The 20,185-nt window shown below is 62.2% G+C and carries 24 protein-coding genes; 12 read left to right on the forward strand and 12 right to left on the reverse strand.

What is annotated here, in order from left to right:
- Positions 1-175: 175 nt before the first annotated feature.
- Together EOC93_RS07585 and EOC93_RS07590 are read left to right on the forward strand one after the other, a co-directional pair.
- Entirely contained in the window at positions 176-1,411 is a 1,236-nt protein-coding gene (locus tag EOC93_RS07585; RefSeq protein WP_127204266.1) for an aminomethyltransferase family protein, read from the forward strand.
- Positions 1,412-1,413: 2 nt separating this feature from the next.
- Positions 1,414-1,674, forward strand: a complete 261-nt coding sequence (locus tag EOC93_RS07590) for a hypothetical protein (protein ID WP_095487132.1) — start codon at positions 1,414-1,416, stop codon at positions 1,672-1,674.
- 250 nt (positions 1,675-1,924) lie between these two features.
- On the opposite strand, the gene EOC93_RS07595 is transcribed toward EOC93_RS07590, so the two are convergent.
- The 4 genes from EOC93_RS07595 to EOC93_RS07610 form a co-directional block, all read right to left on the reverse strand.
- Complete coding sequence (locus tag EOC93_RS07595) at positions 1,925-2,983, reverse strand: dipeptidase (protein ID WP_127204267.1); 1,059 nt, start codon at positions 2,981-2,983, stop codon at positions 1,925-1,927.
- A gap of 171 nt (positions 2,984-3,154) precedes the next feature.
- Entirely contained in the window at positions 3,155-3,454 is a 300-nt protein-coding gene (locus tag EOC93_RS07600; RefSeq protein ID WP_029348700.1) for a GNAT family N-acetyltransferase, read from the reverse strand.
- A 3-nt stretch (positions 3,455-3,457) separates the two neighbouring features.
- Positions 3,458-4,081, reverse strand: a complete 624-nt coding sequence (locus EOC93_RS07605; protein WP_127204268.1) for an alpha/beta hydrolase — start codon at positions 4,079-4,081, stop codon at positions 3,458-3,460.
- A 10-nt stretch (positions 4,082-4,091) separates the two neighbouring features.
- Entirely contained in the window at positions 4,092-5,024 is a 933-nt protein-coding gene (locus tag EOC93_RS07610) for a VOC family protein (protein WP_095487140.1), read from the reverse strand.
- 224 nt (positions 5,025-5,248) lie between these two features.
- Between EOC93_RS07610 and EOC93_RS07615 the strand changes: the two genes are divergently transcribed.
- Complete coding sequence (locus EOC93_RS07615) at positions 5,249-6,826, forward strand: alkaline phosphatase family protein (RefSeq protein WP_127204269.1); 1,578 nt, start codon at positions 5,249-5,251, stop codon at positions 6,824-6,826.
- A 49-nt stretch (positions 6,827-6,875) separates the two neighbouring features.
- On the opposite strand, the gene EOC93_RS07620 is transcribed toward EOC93_RS07615, so the two are convergent.
- Positions 6,876-8,276 (reverse strand): PRC-barrel domain-containing protein, encoded by a 1,401-nt coding sequence (locus tag EOC93_RS07620; RefSeq protein ID WP_127204270.1) that lies wholly within the window; start codon positions 8,274-8,276, stop codon positions 6,876-6,878.
- A gap of 290 nt (positions 8,277-8,566) precedes the next feature.
- Here EOC93_RS07620 and EOC93_RS07625 point away from each other — a divergent pair, with 290 nt between their 5' ends.
- Entirely contained in the window at positions 8,567-9,487 is a 921-nt protein-coding gene (locus tag EOC93_RS07625) for a diacylglycerol kinase family protein (RefSeq protein ID WP_126104630.1), read from the forward strand.
- Between the two features lie 29 nt (positions 9,488-9,516).
- On the opposite strand, the gene EOC93_RS07630 is transcribed toward EOC93_RS07625, so the two are convergent.
- A complete protein-coding gene (locus EOC93_RS07630) occupies positions 9,517-9,717 on the reverse strand; it encodes a hypothetical protein (RefSeq protein WP_095487148.1) in 201 nt (66 codons plus the stop codon).
- 178 nt (positions 9,718-9,895) lie between these two features.
- Between EOC93_RS07630 and EOC93_RS07635 the strand changes: the two genes are divergently transcribed.
- Positions 9,896-11,413 carry an HWE histidine kinase domain-containing protein gene (locus EOC93_RS07635; RefSeq protein WP_245458149.1) on the forward strand — a complete coding sequence of 506 codons (1,518 nt, stop codon included), beginning with the start codon at positions 9,896-9,898 and terminating at the stop codon, positions 11,411-11,413.
- 98 nt (positions 11,414-11,511) lie between these two features.
- Here EOC93_RS07635 and EOC93_RS07640 read toward each other — a convergent pair whose 3' ends face one another.
- Together EOC93_RS07640 and EOC93_RS07645 are read right to left on the reverse strand one after the other, a co-directional pair.
- Entirely contained in the window at positions 11,512-11,976 is a 465-nt protein-coding gene (locus EOC93_RS07640; protein WP_127204271.1) for a hypothetical protein, read from the reverse strand.
- 11 nt (positions 11,977-11,987) lie between these two features.
- Complete coding sequence (locus EOC93_RS07645; protein WP_095487154.1) at positions 11,988-12,314, reverse strand: DUF883 family protein; 327 nt, start codon at positions 12,312-12,314, stop codon at positions 11,988-11,990.
- 349 nt (positions 12,315-12,663) lie between these two features.
- Between EOC93_RS07645 and EOC93_RS07650 the strand changes: the two genes are divergently transcribed.
- The gene (locus EOC93_RS07650) at positions 12,664-13,044 is read left to right on the forward strand and encodes a response regulator (RefSeq protein ID WP_126104627.1); all 381 of its coding nucleotides are present in this window, start codon (positions 12,664-12,666) and stop codon (positions 13,042-13,044) included.
- Positions 13,045-13,082: 38 nt separating this feature from the next.
- Here the strand turns inward: EOC93_RS07650 and EOC93_RS07655 are convergent, their stop codons facing one another.
- Both EOC93_RS07655 and EOC93_RS07660 read right to left on the reverse strand, forming a co-directional pair.
- A complete protein-coding gene (locus EOC93_RS07655; protein WP_029348707.1) occupies positions 13,083-13,634 on the reverse strand; it encodes an RNA polymerase sigma factor in 552 nt (183 codons plus the stop codon).
- Between the two features lie 3 nt (positions 13,635-13,637).
- Positions 13,638-13,832, reverse strand: coding sequence for a NepR family anti-sigma factor (locus EOC93_RS07660; protein ID WP_095487158.1), 195 nt, complete (start codon positions 13,830-13,832; stop codon positions 13,638-13,640).
- Positions 13,833-14,069: 237 nt separating this feature from the next.
- Here EOC93_RS07660 and EOC93_RS07665 point away from each other — a divergent pair, with 237 nt between their 5' ends.
- The 6 genes from EOC93_RS07665 to EOC93_RS07685 all read left to right on the forward strand — a co-directional run bounded on the left by EOC93_RS07665 (position 14,070) and on the right by EOC93_RS07685 (position 17,532).
- Positions 14,070-14,864, forward strand: coding sequence for a response regulator (locus tag EOC93_RS07665; protein ID WP_095487160.1), 795 nt, complete (start codon positions 14,070-14,072; stop codon positions 14,862-14,864).
- A gap of 216 nt (positions 14,865-15,080) precedes the next feature.
- Positions 15,081-15,248 carry a DUF1328 domain-containing protein gene (locus tag EOC93_RS07670; protein ID WP_023797107.1) on the forward strand — a complete coding sequence of 56 codons (168 nt, stop codon included), beginning with the start codon at positions 15,081-15,083 and terminating at the stop codon, positions 15,246-15,248.
- A 155-nt stretch (positions 15,249-15,403) separates the two neighbouring features.
- Positions 15,404-16,438, forward strand: coding sequence for a sensor histidine kinase (locus tag EOC93_RS07675; RefSeq protein ID WP_095487162.1), 1,035 nt, complete (start codon positions 15,404-15,406; stop codon positions 16,436-16,438).
- Positions 16,439-16,581: 143 nt separating this feature from the next.
- A complete protein-coding gene (locus EOC93_RS34020) occupies positions 16,582-16,764 on the forward strand; it encodes a hypothetical protein (protein WP_245461396.1) in 183 nt (60 codons plus the stop codon).
- A 134-nt stretch (positions 16,765-16,898) separates the two neighbouring features.
- Complete coding sequence (locus tag EOC93_RS07680; RefSeq protein WP_127204272.1) at positions 16,899-17,210, forward strand: hypothetical protein; 312 nt, start codon at positions 16,899-16,901, stop codon at positions 17,208-17,210.
- A 79-nt stretch (positions 17,211-17,289) separates the two neighbouring features.
- The gene (locus tag EOC93_RS07685; protein WP_095487166.1) at positions 17,290-17,532 is read left to right on the forward strand and encodes a YMGG-like glycine zipper-containing protein; all 243 of its coding nucleotides are present in this window, start codon (positions 17,290-17,292) and stop codon (positions 17,530-17,532) included.
- A 94-nt stretch (positions 17,533-17,626) separates the two neighbouring features.
- Here the strand turns inward: EOC93_RS07685 and EOC93_RS07690 are convergent, their stop codons facing one another.
- Both EOC93_RS07690 and EOC93_RS07695 read right to left on the reverse strand, forming a co-directional pair.
- Positions 17,627-19,249: a CHASE domain-containing protein gene (locus EOC93_RS07690; RefSeq protein ID WP_127204273.1), complete on the reverse strand. Its 1,623-nt coding sequence runs from the start codon at positions 19,247-19,249 to the stop codon at positions 17,627-17,629.
- A 129-nt stretch (positions 19,250-19,378) separates the two neighbouring features.
- Positions 19,379-20,179, reverse strand: coding sequence for an ATP-binding cassette domain-containing protein (locus tag EOC93_RS07695; protein WP_095487170.1), 801 nt, complete (start codon positions 20,177-20,179; stop codon positions 19,379-19,381).
- Between the last annotated feature and the right edge of the window lie 6 nt (positions 20,180-20,185).

Below are 20,185 nucleotides of genomic sequence, written 5' to 3' on the forward strand. Positions count from 1 at the left end.
GCGCCCCCCTCTGTCCTGCCGGACATCTCCCCCACTTGGGGGGAGATTGGCCGTCATCCCGGCTTTCGCCAATCACCAACGCCCGAGGAACAAGAGGAGGCGCCCAAGCTGCCGATCTCCCTCCTCGTGGGGGAGATGTCCGGCAGGACAGAGGGGGGCGCGAAGGAATGCAGTCATGAATCAGCTACCTACCCTCGACGCCTCAGCAGCCCGCGCCGCAGCACAATCCCATTTCCGTACCTTGCGGCTCGGCACGCCGTTCCAGCCGCGCATCGACGCGCTGGCCAGGACCAATGACTGGTACAATTGGGCCGGCTACCGTGCCCCACATTCGCTGTGGGACGAGGAGCTCGAATATTTCGCCATCCGCAGCCAGGCGGCCCTGTTCGACATCTCGCCGATGACGAAATACCGCATCGCCGGGCCGGACGCCGAGGCCTTCCTCAATCGCGTCACGTTGCGCGACGTGACCAAGCTGAAGTCGGGCCGCGTCCACTACACCGCCTGGTGCGACGACGACGGTTTCGTCCTCGACGACGGCACGCTGTTCCGCCTGTCGCCAACACGGTTCCGGCTGTGCTCGCAGGAACGGCATCTGCCCTGGCTGCTGGATAGCGCCACAGGCTTCGACGTGACGGTCGAGGAAGAAACAGAGGCCGTCGCCGGTCTGGCGCTGCAAGGCCCAACCTCCTTTGCCGTGCTGCGCGATGCCGGTTTCGCCGGCGTCGAAAGGCTGAGGGTTTTTGATCTAGCCGAGTTCCCGCATGACCACGGCACCATCACCATCTCGCGAACCGGTTTCACCGGCGATCTCGGCTACGAACTGTTCGTGCCGGCCGACAAGGCGCTCAGCCTCTGGGACCGGCTGATACTGGCCGGCGAATTACGCGGCATCCGCGCCATCGGCTACACCGCGCTCAATCGCGCCCGGCTCGAAGCTGGGCTGATCGTTGCCAATGCGGATTTCACGACGTCCGAGCATGCCATTCGCGCCGACCGCTTGCGCATGCCGGACGAGATCGGTCTCGGCTTCATGGTCGACCTGCAAAAGGGTCATTTCAATGGCCGCCGCGCCATTCAAGGCGCGCGGGCGAAGAAGCGTCTTCGCCATGTGCTGGTCGGGCTTGAGATCGAGGGCAACATTCCCGCCGAACACGCCATCGTCTACTATCGGAAAAGCCAAGAGGTCGGGCTGGTCAGCGCCGCCATGTGGTCGCCTATGGCCAAGCGCAACATCGCCATCGCGTCGCTGGCGCGGCCGTTTGGCGACACGGTCGTCGACGACCTCTGGGTCGAGATCTACGCCATGCGCGAGTTGCAATACCAGAAGCTGATGAAGCGGGCCAAGGTGGTGCAGCGGCCCTTCATCAAGCTCGACCGCCGCACCGCCAGTCCACCGGCGGATTTTTGACCATGACGGATGAGGCAAACAAGCACGACGTCGATGCAGAAGCCAGCGAGCAGTGGGAGCTGGTCAACACGCCGCTCGGCGAAAAATGGTCGGGGCGCACGCGCTATGCCGCGGCCATGTTCTTCTACAAGCGCGGCGAGATGAGCGCCGAGACGCTCGAAGTCTACCGCATCTGCGCGCGGCTGGATTCGACGGATCCGCTGCCGATCATCCGCGATCGCGGCGTCGGCCAGGACTGGCTGAAGCGCATGAGCTTTGAATAGCTCGCCCCAGGGTGTGTTGAGATTCAGGTCAGGCCGCGCCGAGAATGTTGGTTTCCGAGAACCGGAGCGGAGCGTACTTAAAGTACGTGAGCCCGCGCATGACCCCGAAATCGAGATCGATTTCGGAAAGATCATGCGCAAAATCAAAGTTCTACAGCGTCCTTTGCGCGCCCAATAGGGCGCGCGGCGCTGTAGGTAAGCGCAGAAAACCGCCGTTCGCAGGCCGGCATCACCTGAATATCAGCAGACCCTACCCGATCGTCTTTTCCAGCATGCTGATCCAGTTGCGATAGGCGATCTTCTCGATCAGCGCGCGACCGAAGCCGCGCGCGGCGAGCGCATCGATGAGCTTCGGCAGGCCGGTGACATCGCCGATCACAGCCGGGATCATGGCGCCGTCGAAATCGGACCCGAGGCCGACGCCGTCTTCGCCCAGTGCTTGCAGCAGCGAATCGACATGGCGCGCCATGATGTCGAGACTGGTGTCGGCATTCATCCTGCCGTCTTCGCGCAAGAATCCGGTGGCGAAATTCAGCCCGACCATGCCGCCCGAGTCGCGGATCGCGCCGAGCTGCCAGTCGGTGAGGTTGCGGGAATGGCCGCAGATCGCATGGACATTGGAATGGGTCGCGACCAGCGGTGCGTCGCTGATCTCGGCGACGTCGCGAAACCCCTTTTCGTTGAGATGCGAAAGGTCAACCATGATGCCGAGCTGGTTGCAGGCCTTGACCAGCGCCTTGCCAGCATCTGTCAGGCCAGGTCCGGTGTCGGGTGTCGACGGAAAGCGGAACGGCACGCCGTGGCCGAAGGCGTTCGGGCGGCTCCAGACGATGCCGAGCGAGCGCAAGCCGGCGGCATACAGCACGTCGAGCATCGTCAGTTCGGGGTCGATCGCCTCGACGCCTTCGATATGGAACACCGCAGCGATCGATCCTTGCGCCATCGCGTTTCGCACGTCGCCGGCGCTGCGGCAAACGGTGAGCGCCGACGCCCGCTCCAGCCTGTACAGGATCGAGGCCATGGCGATGGTGGAATCGAGCGCGTCGGCATGGGAGAGTTCAGGCGGCAACGGCTCGTTGTCGCTGGGTGCCGGCGGCACCGCGCTGCGCCTGGATTTCTCAGCCGGCGGCGGGAAGATCGCGAACATGCCGCCGGCAAAGCCGCCCTTCTTCGCGCGGGGCAGGTCGATGTGGCCGCCCTGCGTCCCTTCGATGAACAGCTTTTCGACATCGGTGTCTTTCGACTGATAGAGCCGGAGCAGCGTATCGTTGTGGCCGTCGAAGACGGGGACGAGATCGGATTCGGTCATCAGGGAGCCATTCGGTTAAGGGGGTGTGCCTCAGACGCAGCCAGTCTGCAGGCGATATGCCTAATTAGGCAAGATGTGCGAACTGCGCAAATGCCAGAGACGTTATCCCGTTGTGGCCACCCGCTCTTCCACCGTCATCCCGCGCGCTCAGGTGGCCGAATTGAGCCGAACCTACTGTTTCAGCACGTCGGCCCATTCCTTGTGACGATGGAACTGGGCGTTGGCGAACGGGCATAGCGGGATGATCTTCTTGCCCGCCGCGCGCGCGTCCTCGACGGCGCGGGTGACGAGGCGAAGCCCGGCACCCTGGCCGCGAAATGCATCCGGCACCTCGGTGTGGTCGATGATGATCTGGTGCTCGCCGATCTTGGTGAAGGTCATCTCCGCCTCGGCGCCGTCCGGCCCGCGCAAGAGATAACGGCCCTTGGAGCCGCGGTCCTCCAGTTCGATCTCCGGCAATTGGTCAAGCATTGCTTACGCTCCTTCTACCGGCGTAGCGGACAGAAATCGCCGCGCCGCCTCGATCTCGTTCGACTGCACCTCATGGCCGCCGTCATGCCACTCCACTGTGACATCGGCGCCATCGGCGCGCAAATACGCCTCCAGCCGCGACGTCAGGTTGGGCGGGCAGATCGGATCGCGCCTGCCGGCGGTGACCAGGATGCGGCGGCCGGCAAGGCTGCCGTGCACCTGCGGCTCGAACGGGATCAGCGGATGCATCAGCACCGCCGCATCGAGAAGCGTCGGCGCAGCGAACACCACCGAGGCCAGGATGTTGGCGCCGTTGGAATAGCCGAGGCCAAGCACCGACGAGGGTTTTGCCGCCTCGACATGTGCCCTGATAAAACCCACCATCTTGTCCGTCGCCCGCGCCAGGTCGCCCATGTCGTAGACGCCCTCGCCGGTGCGGCGAAAGAAGCGTCCCGCACCGTGTTCCGAGACATCGCCGCGCGGCGAGATGATGGTCGCCTGCGGCGCGAGATCGCGCCCGAGCGACAGAAGCTGGCTCTCGTCGGCCCCGGTGCCGTGGAAGACGAAAAGCAGCGCGCTGCCCGGCGAACCGGGCAGCACCTTGTGGATGTAAGCGTCCTTGCTCATGGCCCTGTCCTCAGTCTTCGAGCTTCTGCAAATGCTGTTCGAGATAGGGCCTCAGATGCTGGTGCTGCGTCGGCAGCTTCAGCGCCTCACCGAGATGGGCCGTATCCTCGTCGCGGTCGAAGCCCGGCTCGTTGGTCGAGACCTCAAACAGCACGCCGCCAGGCGTGCGGAAATAGATCGCCCAGAAATAATCGCGATCGATCACCGGCGTCACCTGATAGCCGGTGTCCATCAGCGCCTTGCGCACTTCGAGTTGCTTGGCGCGGTTTTCGACGGCGAAGGCGACGTGGTGGACGGATCCCGCGCCGAGATCAGCAAAAGCAGCGCCCGGCAGCGCTTCGATATCGACGAAATTGGCGCCATTGCCGTTCTTCACTGCCAGCCGTTTTACGTTGCCGGATGTGTCGACTTCCTCATAGCCCATGAATTTCAGCAGCTCTTCTGTGGCGCCGCCATCCTTGAGTCTGAGCGACACTGAGTGAAACCCGCGGATCGCCTCGTCGGAGGGAATGCCAGCTTTCGCCCATGGCGCACGATGGTCGGCCTTGTTCTCGACCAGCGCAAACCCGTCGCCATCGGGACCGGCGAAGGCAAGCCGCTTCTCGCCGAATGTTTCTTCGCGCGACAGCCCCATGACGCCCTCATCGGCAAAACGCTTTTCCCAATAGGCGAGCGTGCCTTCGGGCACCGAATAGACCGTGGTGCCGACCTCGCCGACGCCGTGGCGGCCCTTGCCGATGTTGGGGAAGGGGAAATAGGTCATCACCGAGCCGGGCGTGCCGACCTCGTCGGCATAGTAGAGGTGGTAGACATCCGGCGCGTCGAAATTGACGGTTTTCTTGACCCGGCGCAGGCCAAGCTTTTTTGTGAAGAATTCATTGTTCTGGCGTGCATCCCTGGCCATCGAGGTGACATGATGCAGGCCCTTGATCTGGTCGAGCATTTTCCTGCTCCTTCCCTTGTCCTGTGCGGCCCATGCCGCGGTCCACGCCAATATGAGGACCCGCCAGCCGGCGGCAAAGGCCGCAAACGCAGAATAGACTGTGCTGGAAAAGTGAACAATAAGGCGATTTCTGTTCACTATTCAGAAAACCCGTCAGGCTTGCGTCATCGCCAAAATTCGGCTCCATGAGCGGCACGGACACATGATTGGGAAGGATACAGCGATTGGCCGAAAAAGGCAGACGCCAGAACATTCTCCTGATCACCTGCGACCAGTGGCGCGGCGATTGTCTGTCGGCTGTCGGTCATCCGGTGGTGCGGACCCCGAACGTCGACGCGCTCGCTGCCGAGGGCATACTGTTCAGAAAACATTATGGCGGGGCGGCGCCCTGCTCGCCGGCGCGCGCTTGCCTCTACACCGGCCTCTACCAGATGAACAACCGCGTCTGCCGCAACGGCACGCCGCTCGACGCCCGCCACGGCAACATCGCGCTCTCGGCGCGCAGCCTCGGCTATGATCCGACGCTGTTCGGCTATACCGACGTGTCGCCCGACCCGCGCGCTCTGGCGCCAGGCGACCCGCGGCTGAAAAGCTACGAAGGCGTGCTGCCCGGCTTCACCGTGCGCCAGCTCCTGCCGGAGCATCAGAAACCGTGGCTGTCCTGGCTCAAGGCGCGCGGCATCGATAGCGGCGCCGGCTTTCCCGATATCCATCGCCCAGCAGACGAGGCTGGAGGCAGGATCGAAAGCGCGGTGACCAGCGCACCGCCCGTCTATTCGAAGGACGAGACCCCAGCCGCTTTCCTGACCGGCGAATTCGTCCGCTGGCTTGGCGAACAGGAGCGCGACACACCGTGGTTTGCGCATCTCTCCTTCCTCAGCCCGCATCCGCCCTTCATCGTGCCGGAGCCTTACAATACGATGTATGATCCGGCCGACGGCACAGCCTTCAGCCGCGCCGCGAGCTGGCAGGCCGAGGCGGAGAGCCACCCCTACCTTGCCTATGATCTTGACCAGCAGCAGCGGGCAAAATTCCGCCCCGGCGCCGAAGGCAAGGTGCGCGATTGGGGCGACGACGATTTTCGCCGCATCCGCGCACTCTATTACGGCATGATCTCGGAGGTCGACGCGCAGCTTGGCCGCATCTGGCAGGCGGTCAAGGCGGCGGGTGCATGGGATGACACCATCATCGTGCTGACCTCGGACCACGCCGAGATGATGGGCGACCATTACATGCTGGGCAAGGGCGGCTTCTTCGACGGCAGTTTTCATATTCCGCTGATCATCCGCGACCCGCGTCGCCGCAATGCGGCCGGCGCCAGCGTCGACCGCTTCAGTGAGGCGGTGGACATAGCGCCGACATTGCTCGATCTGCTTGGCGAGGAAACGCCGCCGCATCTCGACGGACAATCGCTGAAGCCGTTCCTGGATGCCGGGGAGCCGGACAACTGGCGCGAGGCCGCGCATTGGGAGTTCGATTTCCGCTCGGTAGCCGACGGTGATGCCGAGCGCCACTTCGGCATCGGTCCGCGCCAGTGCAATCTGGCCGTCATCCGCACGGAAAAATTCAAATATGTACATTTCGGCGGCGGCCTGCCGCCACTGCTGTTCGACCTGGAGAAGGATCGAGACGAGCTAACCAATGTCGCTGGCGACCCGGCCTATTTGCCAGTCCGGCTGGAGCTTGCCGAAAGGCTGCTTGCCTGGCGGGCCGAACATCTCGACCAGTCGCTGGCGCTTGCCGAACTGACCGAGGATGGCGTTGCCGGCCACGTCGCAGGCCTGCCACCTTTCCAGTCATGAAAAGGCCCGCGCCGTTGCCGGCACGGGCCTTTTTCATCGTTGGAGCGAACTACCGCATGATCATGCGCTGTGTGTCGCGGTTTTGCGCATATGTAGCCTTGTCATAGGGGGCCTGCGCCTCGAGCTGCTCCTTGGTGAAGTTCGTGTAGAGATAGCGCTTGCCATCCTTGTCGGTCATGAATTTGAGGTTGTCCATGCCGATCGCCACCTCCTTCTCGCCAACGCCAAGGAAACCGCCGACGTCGATGATGACGGCGTCGACCTTCTTGTCGCCCGTCAGCACGACGTCACCAATTTCACCGACATTGACATCATTGGCGCCATAGACGGTGGTTCCAACCAGATCCTCGGACCGGATTTTGTCGACCGGCATTTCGGTCAGCGCCGACTTGTCGATCGCAGCGGTCTGCGTCTGGTCGGGGGCGGAGGCGTCAGGCGTTGCTGCAGCCGGAGCCTCGGCTGTCTTGTCCATTGGGGCCGGAGCAGCGGTGTCAGGCGTTGCCGCGGGGGCTTGCGCCGTCTTGTCCGCCGGTGCTGGAGCCGGAGTGACGGTAGGGGTGGTAGCTACCGGCGCCGCCGCGTCAGTGGATGCGGTAGTCACCGGGGCGGGATCATAAGGCCCGCGGTCGAACTCCGGCAACGCCTCCAGCCCCTCCTTCGTGGTCTCGGCCACCAGCCAGCGATCACCGTCCCTCTCCGCCCACTTGGCCTTGTCGAACTGATAGGCCACGTTCTTTTCGCCAACCTCAAGGAAGCCGCCGACGCCAATGATCAGCGACTCGGCCATGCCATCCTTGGCCAGGACGATGTCGTTCACGTCGCCGATGTTTTGAGCATCGTCGCCAGTGCCGTTGTAGACGGTTTCACCGATGATGTTGGTGGCAAGGTTCCCATCGGCGCGCTTCACGGGTTCGGCAGGAGCCGGTTCAGCCGGAGCCGCCGGAGCGTTCTGTGCGGTGGTATCGGTCGCGCCAGAAGGGGCTGGAGGAGCCGTGGCCGTGGTGTCGCTGGCCGCAGGAGCCGGATCATAGGGCTTGCGATCGAAGTCCGGCTGAGCCGTCAATTCATCCTTTGTGGTTTGGGCAATCAGCCAGCGGTCGCCATTGCGTTCGGCCCACTGCAGCTTGCTGTAGTCGAAAGTGACATTCTTGGCGCCGACGCCAAGAAAGCCGCCGACGCCGATGACGACGGATTTCGCCTGACCGTTTTCATCGAAGATGACATCACTGACATTGCCGATGTTCTCGGCATCGTCGGCTGTGCCATTATAGACAGATTCACCGATGATATTGGTTACCAAGCTGCCTTCGGCGCGCGGAATGGGAGCAGCCGGAGCGGTATCCTGGACTGCTGGATCCTGCGTCTGCGCCGGGGTTGTGGCCGTCTGCGCGTATGCGCCGGTCGCAATCAACGCTGCGAGTGCGGTGGTGGTTAAAAGGGTGCGGATCATTGTAATCTCCTCGTGCGTTATTTCGTTCACGCCACGGGCCGCCGGTGGGAGATTGGTCGCGGCGTTACATATTCACAACGTCGTGACCGCGCCGTTGTTCCGAAACCATGGCGAGCGTCGTGAAAAAACCCTCCGAACCGCGCCAATCAGGCAGTCGGCCGGTGAGATTCGCGCCTGTATTTTCGTTAGAGCTGCGGAACTTTTTTTCAGCCGCCCCGTTTCAGCCTGTGGCTGGGTCTGTCCTGGTCGATGATTACCCAATGGCTGACAAGAAAAAACGGAGCGGGGGGATGCGATTTGCGGCGGTGCTGAACCAGGAGGGCGGCACCTTGCGCACGATTGATCTTTCCGCGTTCACCGACCGGATGCGCCAGACATTGGAGGCAGCAGGTCACTCCATCGATATCGACATCGTTGCCGGCAATGACATAGTTAGAGCGCTGGACCGCATCGCTTCGAAGCACAGCATCGACATTGTTCTGGCCGGTGGCGGCGACGGCACCATTTCGGCCGCGGCGGCTCGGTTGATGGGCAAGAAGAAGGCACTTGCCATTTTGCCGGCTGGCACGATGAACCTGTTCGCGCGCGGGCTCGGCATCCCACAGACCCTTGACGCGGCAGTGAAATCCTTTGCCGACGGCGAGGTGATCGCAGTCGATATGGCAACCGCCAATGGCCAGCCATTCGTGCACCAGTTCTCGATCGGCATGCATGCCAGGATGGTTCAACTTCGCCAGACCATGGAGTTTGGCTCGCGGTTGGGAAAGATGCGGGCCTCGGCGAAGGCTGCCTGGGCGGCGATCAACAATCCGTCGGCAATGAAGGTGACGCTGACTATCGGCGAAGCCGAGATCGTGACGCGCACCACCGGCATCGGCATCACCAACAATCTGTTCGGTGAGGGTCATCTACCCTATGCCGACAATCCCGCCGGCGGCGTGCTCGGCATCTATGTCACGGTGGCGCGGCGGCGTGGCGAACTGATCAGGTTCCTCTTCGACATGGCGCGCGGCAAATGGCGCGACAGCGAGCACGTCGAAATCCACCAGGCCGACCGGGCCGTTTTGAAAGTCCACTCGGCAACCAAGAAATTCCGAGCCGTCATGGATGGCGAACTGGTCAGGCTTGACCGCGAAACGACGATCGAAATCCGTCCTGGTGCGCTGAACGTTCTCGTCCCGGCGCGCGCTGTCCAAGCGAAGGCCGCGTGATGCAGGCCGGCACAGTCGATCGGAAGGCTTCAGCCTTTGGGAATCTCGCCCTGTTCGTTCCTGGGAAGCTCGCCCTGTTCGGTTGTCGACGTCTTGTCTATCATGTTGCCGTAAATCTCCGCGATGCCCCAGGCGATAAACGCCAAAAGCAGTGCGGCGATCAAGATACGGAAAGTGTGCCACCCCCAGCGTCCCTGGCGGGCTTTGTCTTCAGGAACGATCTTGGGCATGATCGGCCTCCATGTTGTTTGGCGCAAGCATGTCGTTTGGCGCCGGCGCGCGCCGCTGGCAAAACGTGGTTGGGTAACGGTTCCTCAAGGCGAAGGTTCCGGTTTCAGAGCCAGGCAACTGGCCTAGCGCGAATGGCTGCAAGCCGATGCATTTGGGGGCCTTGTGGATAGCAGGGTAGTGAAAAAGCCGACTCTGCCGGTCGATGTGCTTGGCGCGGTTGGCGCCGCGGACCGGCTTGCCGTGCTCCACGGTCTCGATGCAATCGACACGACGGCCGATCCTGACTTCGACCGTATCAGCGCTCTTGCCGCCGCGGTGATGCAAGCACCTATCGCGCTCGTCACGCTGCTCGGTGTCGAGCGGCAATGGTTCAAGTCCTGTGTCGGCCTGGATGAGACCGAGGCCGCGACCGATACATCTTTCTGCGCCCACGCCATTGCCGCCGGCGACGAGCCGATGGTGGTGACCGATGCGAGCACGGATTCACGTTTCAACGCCAGCCCGCTGGTCACCGGCGAGCACCATGTCCGTTTCTATGCGGGTGCGGTGATTGTGGTAGCCGGCGCCCGGATCGGCACGCTCTGCGTGCTCGACCGCAAGCCGCGCGCGTCGCCGTCTACCGCCAAGCTCGAACAATTGACGGCGCTCGCCAGTCTCGCCGCCAGCCTGTTCGCATTGAAGGACGCCACCCGCAACGGCGCCAGCGCCGCTGCGGCGCTGGCGCGTGAGGAAAAGCGGCGCGCCATAGCGCTCGACGCCGCCTCGCTCGCTAGCTGGGCATGGGATATCCCCACCGATATGATCGAATGCGATGTCCGGCTGTCCGAGCTGTTCGACCTGCCGCGCTCGAATCGGCTAAGGGCGCGCGATATCCTTGCTGCCATCGACCCGCGCGATGTCTACCAGACCGAGACGCACTTTCGCGACGCGCTGGCCAGCGGTGACGACTATTTTGGCGAATACCGCGTCAAGGGCTTCAGTCCGCCGCGCTGGCTCGCTACGCGCGGCCGTGTCATCGAGCGCGACGGCGACGGCAAGCCGACGTTGATCTTCGGCGTCAATTACGACGTCACCGAACGCAAGCTCGGCGACGAGCGGCAACGGCTCTTGCTGCGCGAGCTGAACCATCGCGTCAAGAACACGCTGGCGACCGTGCAGGCACTGGCGACGCAAACCGTTCGCCATGCCCGCCAGCCGAGCGAGTTCCTCGAAGCCTTTAGCGCCAGGCTTCAGGCGCTAGGCGCCGCCCACAGCCTGCTGTCCGACCGCGAGTGGCGCGGCATCGGCATTCGCGAACTCGTGCAGATCGAGGTCAAGCCGTTCGACACCGCCCAACAGCCGCGCATGACGATCTCAGGCGCCGATCTCCTGCTTTCGCCCGACCAGGCGGTCGGGCTCGGCCTGATCCTGCATGAACTGGCCAACAACGCGCTGCAATACGGATCGCTGTCGGCGGCTGCGGGCAAGGTCGATCTCGACTGGAAGGCACAGGGCCGGAAAGGCGCACGGCGCCTTGTGCTGACCTGGCGCGAAAGCGGCGGGCCTGAAGTTGCCTCGCCCGAACGCCACGGCTTCGGCTCGATCCTGATCCGCCGCAGCCTGGCTAAGGTCATCTCCAGCGAAGTGACCCACGAATTCCGGCCGGAAGGCGTGTTTGCCGAAATATCGATGCCGCTGGAGGATCTGTCGAAGTGACGGCTCGACCCTGATCCCGAACCGAAGGTCCTGGTCAGCGAAAAGTGGGGTTCGGTTTTCGGATAAGATCATGGTCGAACAAGAAGAATCGCTTCGAGCTATTTCACTTCGCCGGCATCCGGATCGTCGGCATCGGACTTTATATTCTCGCGGTAGATGGCGTAGGCGGCGAGTGCGATCGCCGGACCGAGAATGGTGGCCAGGCCACCTTTCCCCTTGAGCAGCGTCGGCAGTATGGCGAGCGCAGCCGTGATGCCGACCGCCTTCATGTCGGCATTGCGCCTCCGCGCCCTGCGTCGGGCGCGCGCGCCGGCCGACAGCTGATAAATAAGCAGGAGGAACCCTGCGATCACCAGGAAGCCGATTCCGAAACCAAAGCAGGCTGCCATCGGCCCGTAGCGGCCCGCCACCCAAATATAGGCCGCTCCGACGAGGAAACCGAGGCCGCATAGTGCTGCAAGTGCCGCGAGCGCATAGACGATTGCAGCCGTGCGTGCGCGACGCACGGCTGCAACGGTTTCACCCGAGGCGAGGCCCGAGATCAGCGATGCCAGCATTCCCATCTGGGCTGAGGCTAGCGGCGCGCGAGAAGCGCGAACAGAAAGCCGACGCCGGCGGCGATCGCCAGCGACGTCACCGGCTTTTCGCGCACGCTCGCCGCCACTTGCGCTTCGAGGTCCTTGGCGTTGCTGCGCAGGGTGTCGAAGGCCGCTTCGCCCTGGGCGCGCAGTTGCTCGACGCCTTCGGTCGCGGCGCGGCGGGCCGTCCCGTAACCATGTTCGCCGGTCTTGGCCAATTGCTTGGTGAGTTTTTCGATATCGGCTTTCAATTGCCTGATGTCGGCCTCGAGATCCGAATTCGCCCGGCTTGCGTTCGCGGTCTTTCCTGCGGCAGTCGCCATTGCTTAACTCCTTGCGCTTGCTTGGTTTCAAACGCTCGATACACGCCAAGGTTCCGAAATCGGAACAAGGTCCATGAAAGGGTGTTTCCGCGTATGAGTCCAGCCCGATCCGAACATCTCAGGACCGGCGTCAGATCAGCAGCCGGCGTTCCTCGCTCAACCCTCCCAGCGCGAGTTAAACCTGCGGATCGTCTGTTGAAGGATCGAGATTCCGTCGTCTGCGACGGACGTGTTTTTTTACATAACAGAATGCCAAATAACTTTAGATGACAGGACACCAAATAGCGATCATGACTCCTCTGTTCCCTGCGCTTCCCCTTTTCCCTGCGCGCCACGGAGACATTGCCACGTGCCACCCCTGCTTGACGGATTGCGGATTCTTGTTTTGGAGGATGAATTCCTGATCGCCATGGATGTCGAGCAGCTTTGCCGCGACTATGGCGCCGGCGACGTGACCATCGCCCGCGATCTGGGTGAGATCGATCGCAAGAACGTTGCCTTGCGATTCGACGCAGCCATCGTCGATCTCATGCTGGGCGGCGCTTCGACGCTCGATTTCGCTTCGCGGCTGCGCGAATCGGGCGTGCCTTTCGTCTTCGCCTCGGGCTATTCCGACATGGACGAAATCAAGGTGTCCTTTCCCGATATCAGATTGGTCACAAAGCCCTATTCGGGAGACGATCTCGTGCAAGCAGTGGCGGCGGCGTGCGGGCGCGGACCTCCTGTTTGAGGGTCCGGAAACGGGGGCGCGGATTGCCGGGTCAGTGTTCAGGCGGCGTTCGACCCCGTCACCTGAGCCGAGATTGCGTCCGGGCCAAACTCGTCATCGCCGGAAATCTTCAGGATTTCCTGCAACCGCGTGCGGGCGCGGCTGACGCGGCTCTTGATCGTTCCGACCGCACAGCCGCAGATCTCGGCGGCTTCCTCGTAGGAAAAGCCCGAAGCGCCGATGAGGATGATGGCTTCGCGCTGGTCCTCGGGCAATTGCTCGAGCGCGCTACGAAAGTCCTTGAGGTCGAGTTGGCCGTGCTGGGCCGGATGGACGGCTAGCCTGGCCGTCATGATGCCATCGCTGTCCTGCACCTCGCGGCCGCGCTTGCGCATCTGCGAATAGAATTCATTGCGCAGGATGGTGAACAGCCATGCCTTGAGATTGGTGCCCGGCTCGAAGCTTTCATGCTTGTCCCAGGCCTTCACCAGCGTTTCCTGCACCAGATCGTCGGCCTTGTCGGCGTTTTGCGTCAACGATACGGCGAAGGCCCGCAGGCTCGGAATCGAGCCGAGCAGATCGGTCTTGAAGCTCTGGGAGACAGCCGCCATGCCTCAGTCCTTTTTCTGTGCAGGTTGGGCCCGTTCCAACTGGCTGAGCAATTGGGCGAAGCGATCCGGCACATTGTCGGAGACCAGCTCGTCGTAATATTGTTTGAGTTTGCGGCCGATTTCCGAATTTGGCCCGAGCGGGTCGCCGGAAGCAGCCCGGCGCCTGTTTGCAGCGCCAGCCGTGGTATTTTTCGTCATGTCTTCATTTCGCCCTTTGTTCCCAGCACCCGGCCGCCCCTAAACACAAGACGCAAAGCAAGCGGCCCCCTCGTCGGGTTGCCCCATCCCGACCTCAAACGCCGACCCATTATATTAGTTCCACAACCATCGGAACTTTTTCGGAAATCCGGCGTTTGTGTTTTCAGGGCTATTTTCGGGACTTGTAATCAGCTTAGCCTGCAATCTATGCATTTACGTCAGAGGGAGACGTCCGTCATGAGCCTATCCGCAACCATCGCTCCACACCTGCCGTTCCTGCGCCGCTTCTCGCGGGCGGTTTCCGGATCGCAGGAGAGTGGCGACGCGCTGGTCGCCGCGATGCTCGAAGCCATCATCGCCGACGTCGACATCTTTCCGAACGCGTCGAACGACCGCATCGCGCTCTACAAAGTCTTCGCCAGGCTGTTCACCTCGGTCGCCATCCGCGTTCCGCAAGAGCACCCGCAGTCGGCGTGGGAACAGCGCGCCGCCGCCAATCTGAACGCGATCTCACCGCGCCCCCGCCAGGCCTTCCTGCTGGTCGCCGTCGAAGGTTTCAGCGAAGACGAGGCGGCGGAGATTCTCGACGTCGACGATGAGGAGTTCTCCGAACTTCTCACCGAGGCCAGCAACGAGATTTCCCGCCAGGTGGCAACCGATGTGCTGATCATCGAGGACGAGCCGCTGATCGCCATGGACATCGAGCAAATGGTCGAAAGCCTGGGTCACCGCGTCGTCGGGACTGCGCGTACCCACGCCGAGGCGGTGGCTATGTTCGCAAAGACGCGGCCAAAAATGGTGCTGGCCGACATCCAGCTTGCCGACGGCAGCTCGGGCATCGAAGCGGTGAACGAAATCCTGTCGTCCACGCCGGTGCCGGTGATCTTCATCACCGCCTTTCCCGAACGTCTCCTGACCGGCGAGCGGCCGGAGCCGGCCTTCCTCGTCACCAAGCCGTTCAATCCGGAGATGGTCAAGGCCCTGATCAGCCAGGCGCTGTTCTTCGACCGGCATGCGAAAGCCGCTGCATAGGACCGGATAGGCCCAGCCTAGCGCCGCTCTGTTTTCCACAGATCAAACGACGCTGGCCCTTTGCGGCTGGCAAACGTCCTTTGCGCCTAGAACTTTCCCTGCTCGTGACGATTCAATTCGGGCCGGAAAGATTTCCAGGGATCGTCTTTTTCGGGAAATGGTGGAACAAACGGCAGCGAAAGGCGTTTTTGCCACACCATTCGAAGGAGATGGACCATGCTTTACTGGGCGCTCGTATTTCTCGTCGTCGCGATCATTGCAGGCGCTCTTGGTTTCGGCGGCATCGCCGGCACCTCTGCCGGTATAGCGCAGATATTGTTTTTCATCTTTCTCGCTTTCCTGATCATTTCGCTTATCGCGGGCTTGTTCAAACGGGCGTCGTGAACGCTAGGTGCGATCAGACACTGGGAGCCGCACCCCTCAAGCGGTTTCCAGCTACCGCCGGGCGGTGTCCTTCAACGGGACGTCGCTCGGCGGACCTGTTTTGGGAACCCATTTTTCCGTCATCCGTTCAGCCTGGACTGGGCGGGTGAAGTGCGATGCAATCCAGAGCCGGAGACATGAAAGACAGCGGACGAAGTGATGAGATCATCGCTTTGCATTCCGCTGAGAGTGGAATGCAGCTTGGCCGGGCCCTTCTCCATGCGCTGCACAATGCCGGCATCTCGGTTCTCTATCAGGATCGCGAGATGAAAACCGTCTGGGCCCGCAACATGCGCCCGCCATGGGCCTCCGATACGGCCGACAGCAACGGCAACCTGCCACTGGCGCAGGCGGAGCGTATCGGTGCGGCCAAACGCAACGTCATCGCATCCGGCAATCCCGAACATCTTGAGCTCAGCATTCCCGCCGACGATGGCGTTCGCTGGTTCCAAATATGGGTGGATGCCGATCACGACGACGGCGGCGCCGTGCAGGGCGTCGTCACCACCATGGTCGAAACGACCGAGCAGAAACGTCGCGAGCAGACCCTGAAGACGCTGCTGCGCGAGGTCAGCCACCGCTCGAAGAACCTTTTGGCCATCATCCAGAGCATCGCCACCCAGACCAGCCGTTATTCAGACACGCTCGGTGATTTCCTGACACGCTTTCGCGGCCGGCTGCAGTCGCTTGCCTCATCCCAGGATCTGGTGACCTCGTCCAACTGGCGGGGAGCGGCACTGCGCGAACTGGTGTCCGGTCAGGTTGGCCGCTATGGAGCCGACCCCTCGCGCAGCCTGCGTTTCCAGGGTGCAAATCCATACCTCAACCCCAATGCCGCCCTGCATATCGGCTTGGCCATGCACGAGCTAGCCGTCAATTCGGTCAGCTACGGCGCGCTGTCGCGAGCCGACGGATTCGTCGAGGTGACGGCCGATCTGACGGCTGCTTCCGCTGGTGAGACCGCCCTGTCGCTGACATGGGCCGAAGCCATCGGAGCCAACGACAATCAGCCCAGCGAGAAGCGTTTTGGCAGTGTCGCGCTCGAGCGCGTCGTCCCTGCGTCGCTGAACGGCACGGCGACACTTGAAATCACCAGGGACCGCCTCGAGTATCGCCTTATTGTTCCTCGCGGCAATTTCGAGACCGATTGAGCGGACAACAGCCGAGCCAAAGTGGACTGATACCGGCCGCCCCGGCTTTAACCACTTGTTCACCATAAAGTCCGATGCTGTTTTTCCCAGGCACCGCGACGCATGACGTTTTCGATCGCAGTTTGCTGCGCAGCACGGGAGGAGTGGCTTTGACGGTTGCCGACATCAACAGGCTGGAACAGGCCGCACGCGTTTCGATGGGCGGGTTTCAGGATCTCGAAGCATCCGCGATGCCATCGCCCCGTGCTTCCCTCCCGATCCCCGGCGTCGCCGCAATTGCGCTGGCCGCGGCGGTCGTCCTGGCCGCCGCGTTCCAGTTGATCTAGAGCATCGGAACCAAAGTGGCCGGCGGGTTGTGCTTGCCTCATGTTGACCTGTTTCTCGAATCAATCGCGGCCAGCCTGCATCGCAGGAACTTTGGCGAATGTGGCCCGTTTCTTATGGCGAGAGGACCGTCGCCATGGAACACATCGCTGCCGGTTGTTCGAACACAATGACCGAATGCCGCGAACTGCCCGCATCGGTGAGCGTGTTCGAAACCGCTCAGGAATGCACCGCCGAGCGTCCGTTCGCCCTGGGCGATGTACAAGGTCAGGCCCCGCGCGTAATTGCCAAATGCCTGCCCGTCGATCCGGCACTGGAGGATGATTACGACCAGATCGTCTGGAATATGCGTCCAGACGGTACGCTCGACGCTTCCGTTGAGATTTCCAACGTCGAGGTTGTTTCGAACGGCGCGCGCCCCGTAAAAGATTCTCTTAGCCAACAATAAAATCGAGCAGGCAAAACCCTTTTTCGCATGATAAGTGACGGGTGGAGCTACAAGTGAGGCCAAAGCGAGGAGTGACTCTATGCGGAAGATGATTATTGCCATGGTTGCCGTGGTCGCAGTCAGCGGTTGCAGCACCACCGAGCGGGATGTCGGCGTCGGCGCCGGTGTCGGCGCTTTGGCCGGCGGCCTGATTGACGGAGGCAAGGGTGCGCTCGTCGGCGCAGCCATCGGTGCCGGTTCCGGCTTGCTGGTGCGCAACCTGCGCAATGGCTATTGCCAGTACCGAGACAACCGTGGCCGTCTCTATACGGCTCGCTGCTGATCCGTTCAAACGCACGAGGCAATAGAAGCAGAGACCGGCTCGTCCGGTCTCTGCTTGCTTGCGCCTTCGAAAACGGTCGGTTTGCGGCAGCGTTTCAGCCCGACAGTGGAATCCTGATTTCCACGCTCAATCCGCCATCGTGAAAATCGCGATTGATCGTACCGCGCAATTCGCGTGTCACGTTCAAATCGATCAGCTTGGTGCCAAAACCGGTTTTGACAGGTGCTTCGAGCTTCTTCTGGCCAACTTCGCGCCAGTTGAGAACCAGCGTCCTGTCGCGCCTGCGACCTTCGACCGACCAGTCGACCTTGAGCGAGCCGACTGAGTTGCCGGTTTCGCCATATTTCAGTGCATTCGTCGCCAGTTCGTGAAAGGTCAGGCCGAGCGCTTGCGTTGTCGTCTCGTCGAGCAGCACCTCTGGCCCCGACAATATCCCCTCGGGAAGCTCCTTGCCGAACACCTGGCCAAGCTCGATGCGCAAGAGATCGCCGAGATCGGCCTTCTGCCAGCGCGAGCGCGTCAGCATGTCCTGGGAGGCCGCCATCGCTTGCAACCGGGCCGAAAAGGAGGAGGAGAACTCGTGGACGTCGGTGGCGTGCGACGCCGTCTGGCGCGCGATCGCCAGCACCCGCGTGATCGAGTTCTTGATGCGGTGCTTCATTTCCTGCAGCATCAGGTCTTTTTCGAGCAGGCTCTTTTCCGTCGTCTCGTGAAGCAGCGAGACCGCGTCATAGGCCCGCTCCTGATAGCGTGCCACCAGCGCGATGGTGCCTGCGAGCAACAGCCCGAACAGGCCAAGCATCACCGGAATGGCGCGCGAGGAGGGTTGCGAGAAGGCGATTGTCGGCCTGAACAGGATGGTCCACGGACGTCCGGCGATGGTGATCTTGCGGGAAGCCAGCAGCCTGTCGCCGAAGGTCGACACCGGCGGCGTTTCCGACTGGAACAAAAGATGGTCGGCATCCACCTTGCCGTCATAGATTTCGATGTTCACCGGCAGCAGCGGCGTCCGGCTGAGCGCGGTTTGGAACAGATCGCGGGCGCGGAAGGCCGCATAAAGAAAGCCTGATGTCGAGGATCTGGACGCATCGATGCCGTCCGGCGCGGTTTCGACGTTGAGCCGCACGAAAACCAGGAAGCCGGTGAAGGTTTGCGCAGCACCTGTCTCCTGGCCTAGCTGCACGCGCCCGGTCGCGTGCTGCTGGTCGTCGGCCATCGCCTTTTCGATCGCCTCGCGCCGCACCGGGTCGGTGAACATGTCGTAGCCGATGCTGGATTGATTGGAAGCGTCGAGCGGCTCGAACAGCATGATGGGCGTACGCCACGGCAATGTCGTATCCGGATAGACGGCATGGCTGGTGCCATAGTCGTGCAGGATGGCACGCTCGACCGCTGCCTCGTCGCCGGCTCTCGCCAGTCTGAGAAAGCCTATGCCGCGCAGGCCGGCGAAATTGTCGTTAATGCCAAGCGCATCGAAAAACGCCTTGAACTCGCCCCGCGAAATGCCGCCATTGCGAGCGTCGAACAGCGCCTGGGTCGATCGCAGCAGCGACAGATGCAGGTCAATGCGGCTATCGATCCGGTTGAGCGCGTCGTCCGCCGTCGCCTCGAACTTGATGCGCGCCGCTTCCTGCGTCGCGAAATAGGCGAATCCCGCCATTGTCAGGCTGATCAGCGCGACGGCGATGAAAGCGACGGTCGGGAAGAACTTCTTCAATTGCTGCTGCGGCCCTTGGACGGTTCCCGACCTTTATGGGCAAGTCCCCGCGCCAACACAATGGCGCGGCCAAACCATCATGACGGCTGGCATATCATGTCGCAGATATTTAGCCGGCTATTTAAAGCCTCAGGCTGCGATCTTCAGCGCACCTGGCCCCGGAATGGCACCGGGCGGACACTTCCCCAGGATGATCATGCCGAGCACCTCGTCCTGGGTCACGTCGCTGGTGCGCGCCGTGCCAACGACCTGACCGTTCTTCATCACGCAGACGCGGTCGGCAAGCTCGAACACATCGTGGATGTCGTGGCTGATCAGGAAGATGCCGATGCCGTCGGCCTTGAGCTGCATGACCAGTTCGCCGACCTGCGCCGTTTCCTGCGGCCCCAATGCCGCCGTCGGCTCATCCATGATCAGGATGCGGGCGTTGAACAGGATGGCGCGCGCGATCGCCACCGACTGCCGCTGGCCGCCCGAAAGCTTGACCACCGGTTCCTTGAAGCGCTGGAAGCGGGGATTGAGCCTGCCCATCACCTTGCGCGCCTCGGCCTCCATGGCGCCATCGTCGAGCGTGCCCCAGCCGGTCATCAGCTCGCGGCCGAGGAAGAGGTTGGCGGCGGCGTCGACATTGTCGGCGAGCGCCAGCGTCTGGTAGATCGTTTCGATGCCGTATTTCTTGGCATCGCGCGGATTGGAGATCGAGGCCTCCTCGCCATTGACGAATATCTGGCCCGAGTCGCGCTTGTAGGCGCCGGACAGGATCTTGATCAGCGTCGACTTCCCGGCACCGTTGTGGCCGAGCAGCGCCACCACCTCGCCCGGGAAAAGGTCGATCGACGCGTCGTCGACCGCGCGAATACCACCAAAGGCAATCGAGATGTTCCGCATATCGATCAACGGCGTGCCTGTGCGAGCAGTTGTGTCAACCATGATCGC

The organism is Mesorhizobium sp. M6A.T.Ce.TU.002.03.1.1 (genome assembly GCF_003997275.1).
Lineage (GTDB): Bacteria > Pseudomonadota > Alphaproteobacteria > Rhizobiales > Rhizobiaceae > Mesorhizobium > Mesorhizobium mediterraneum.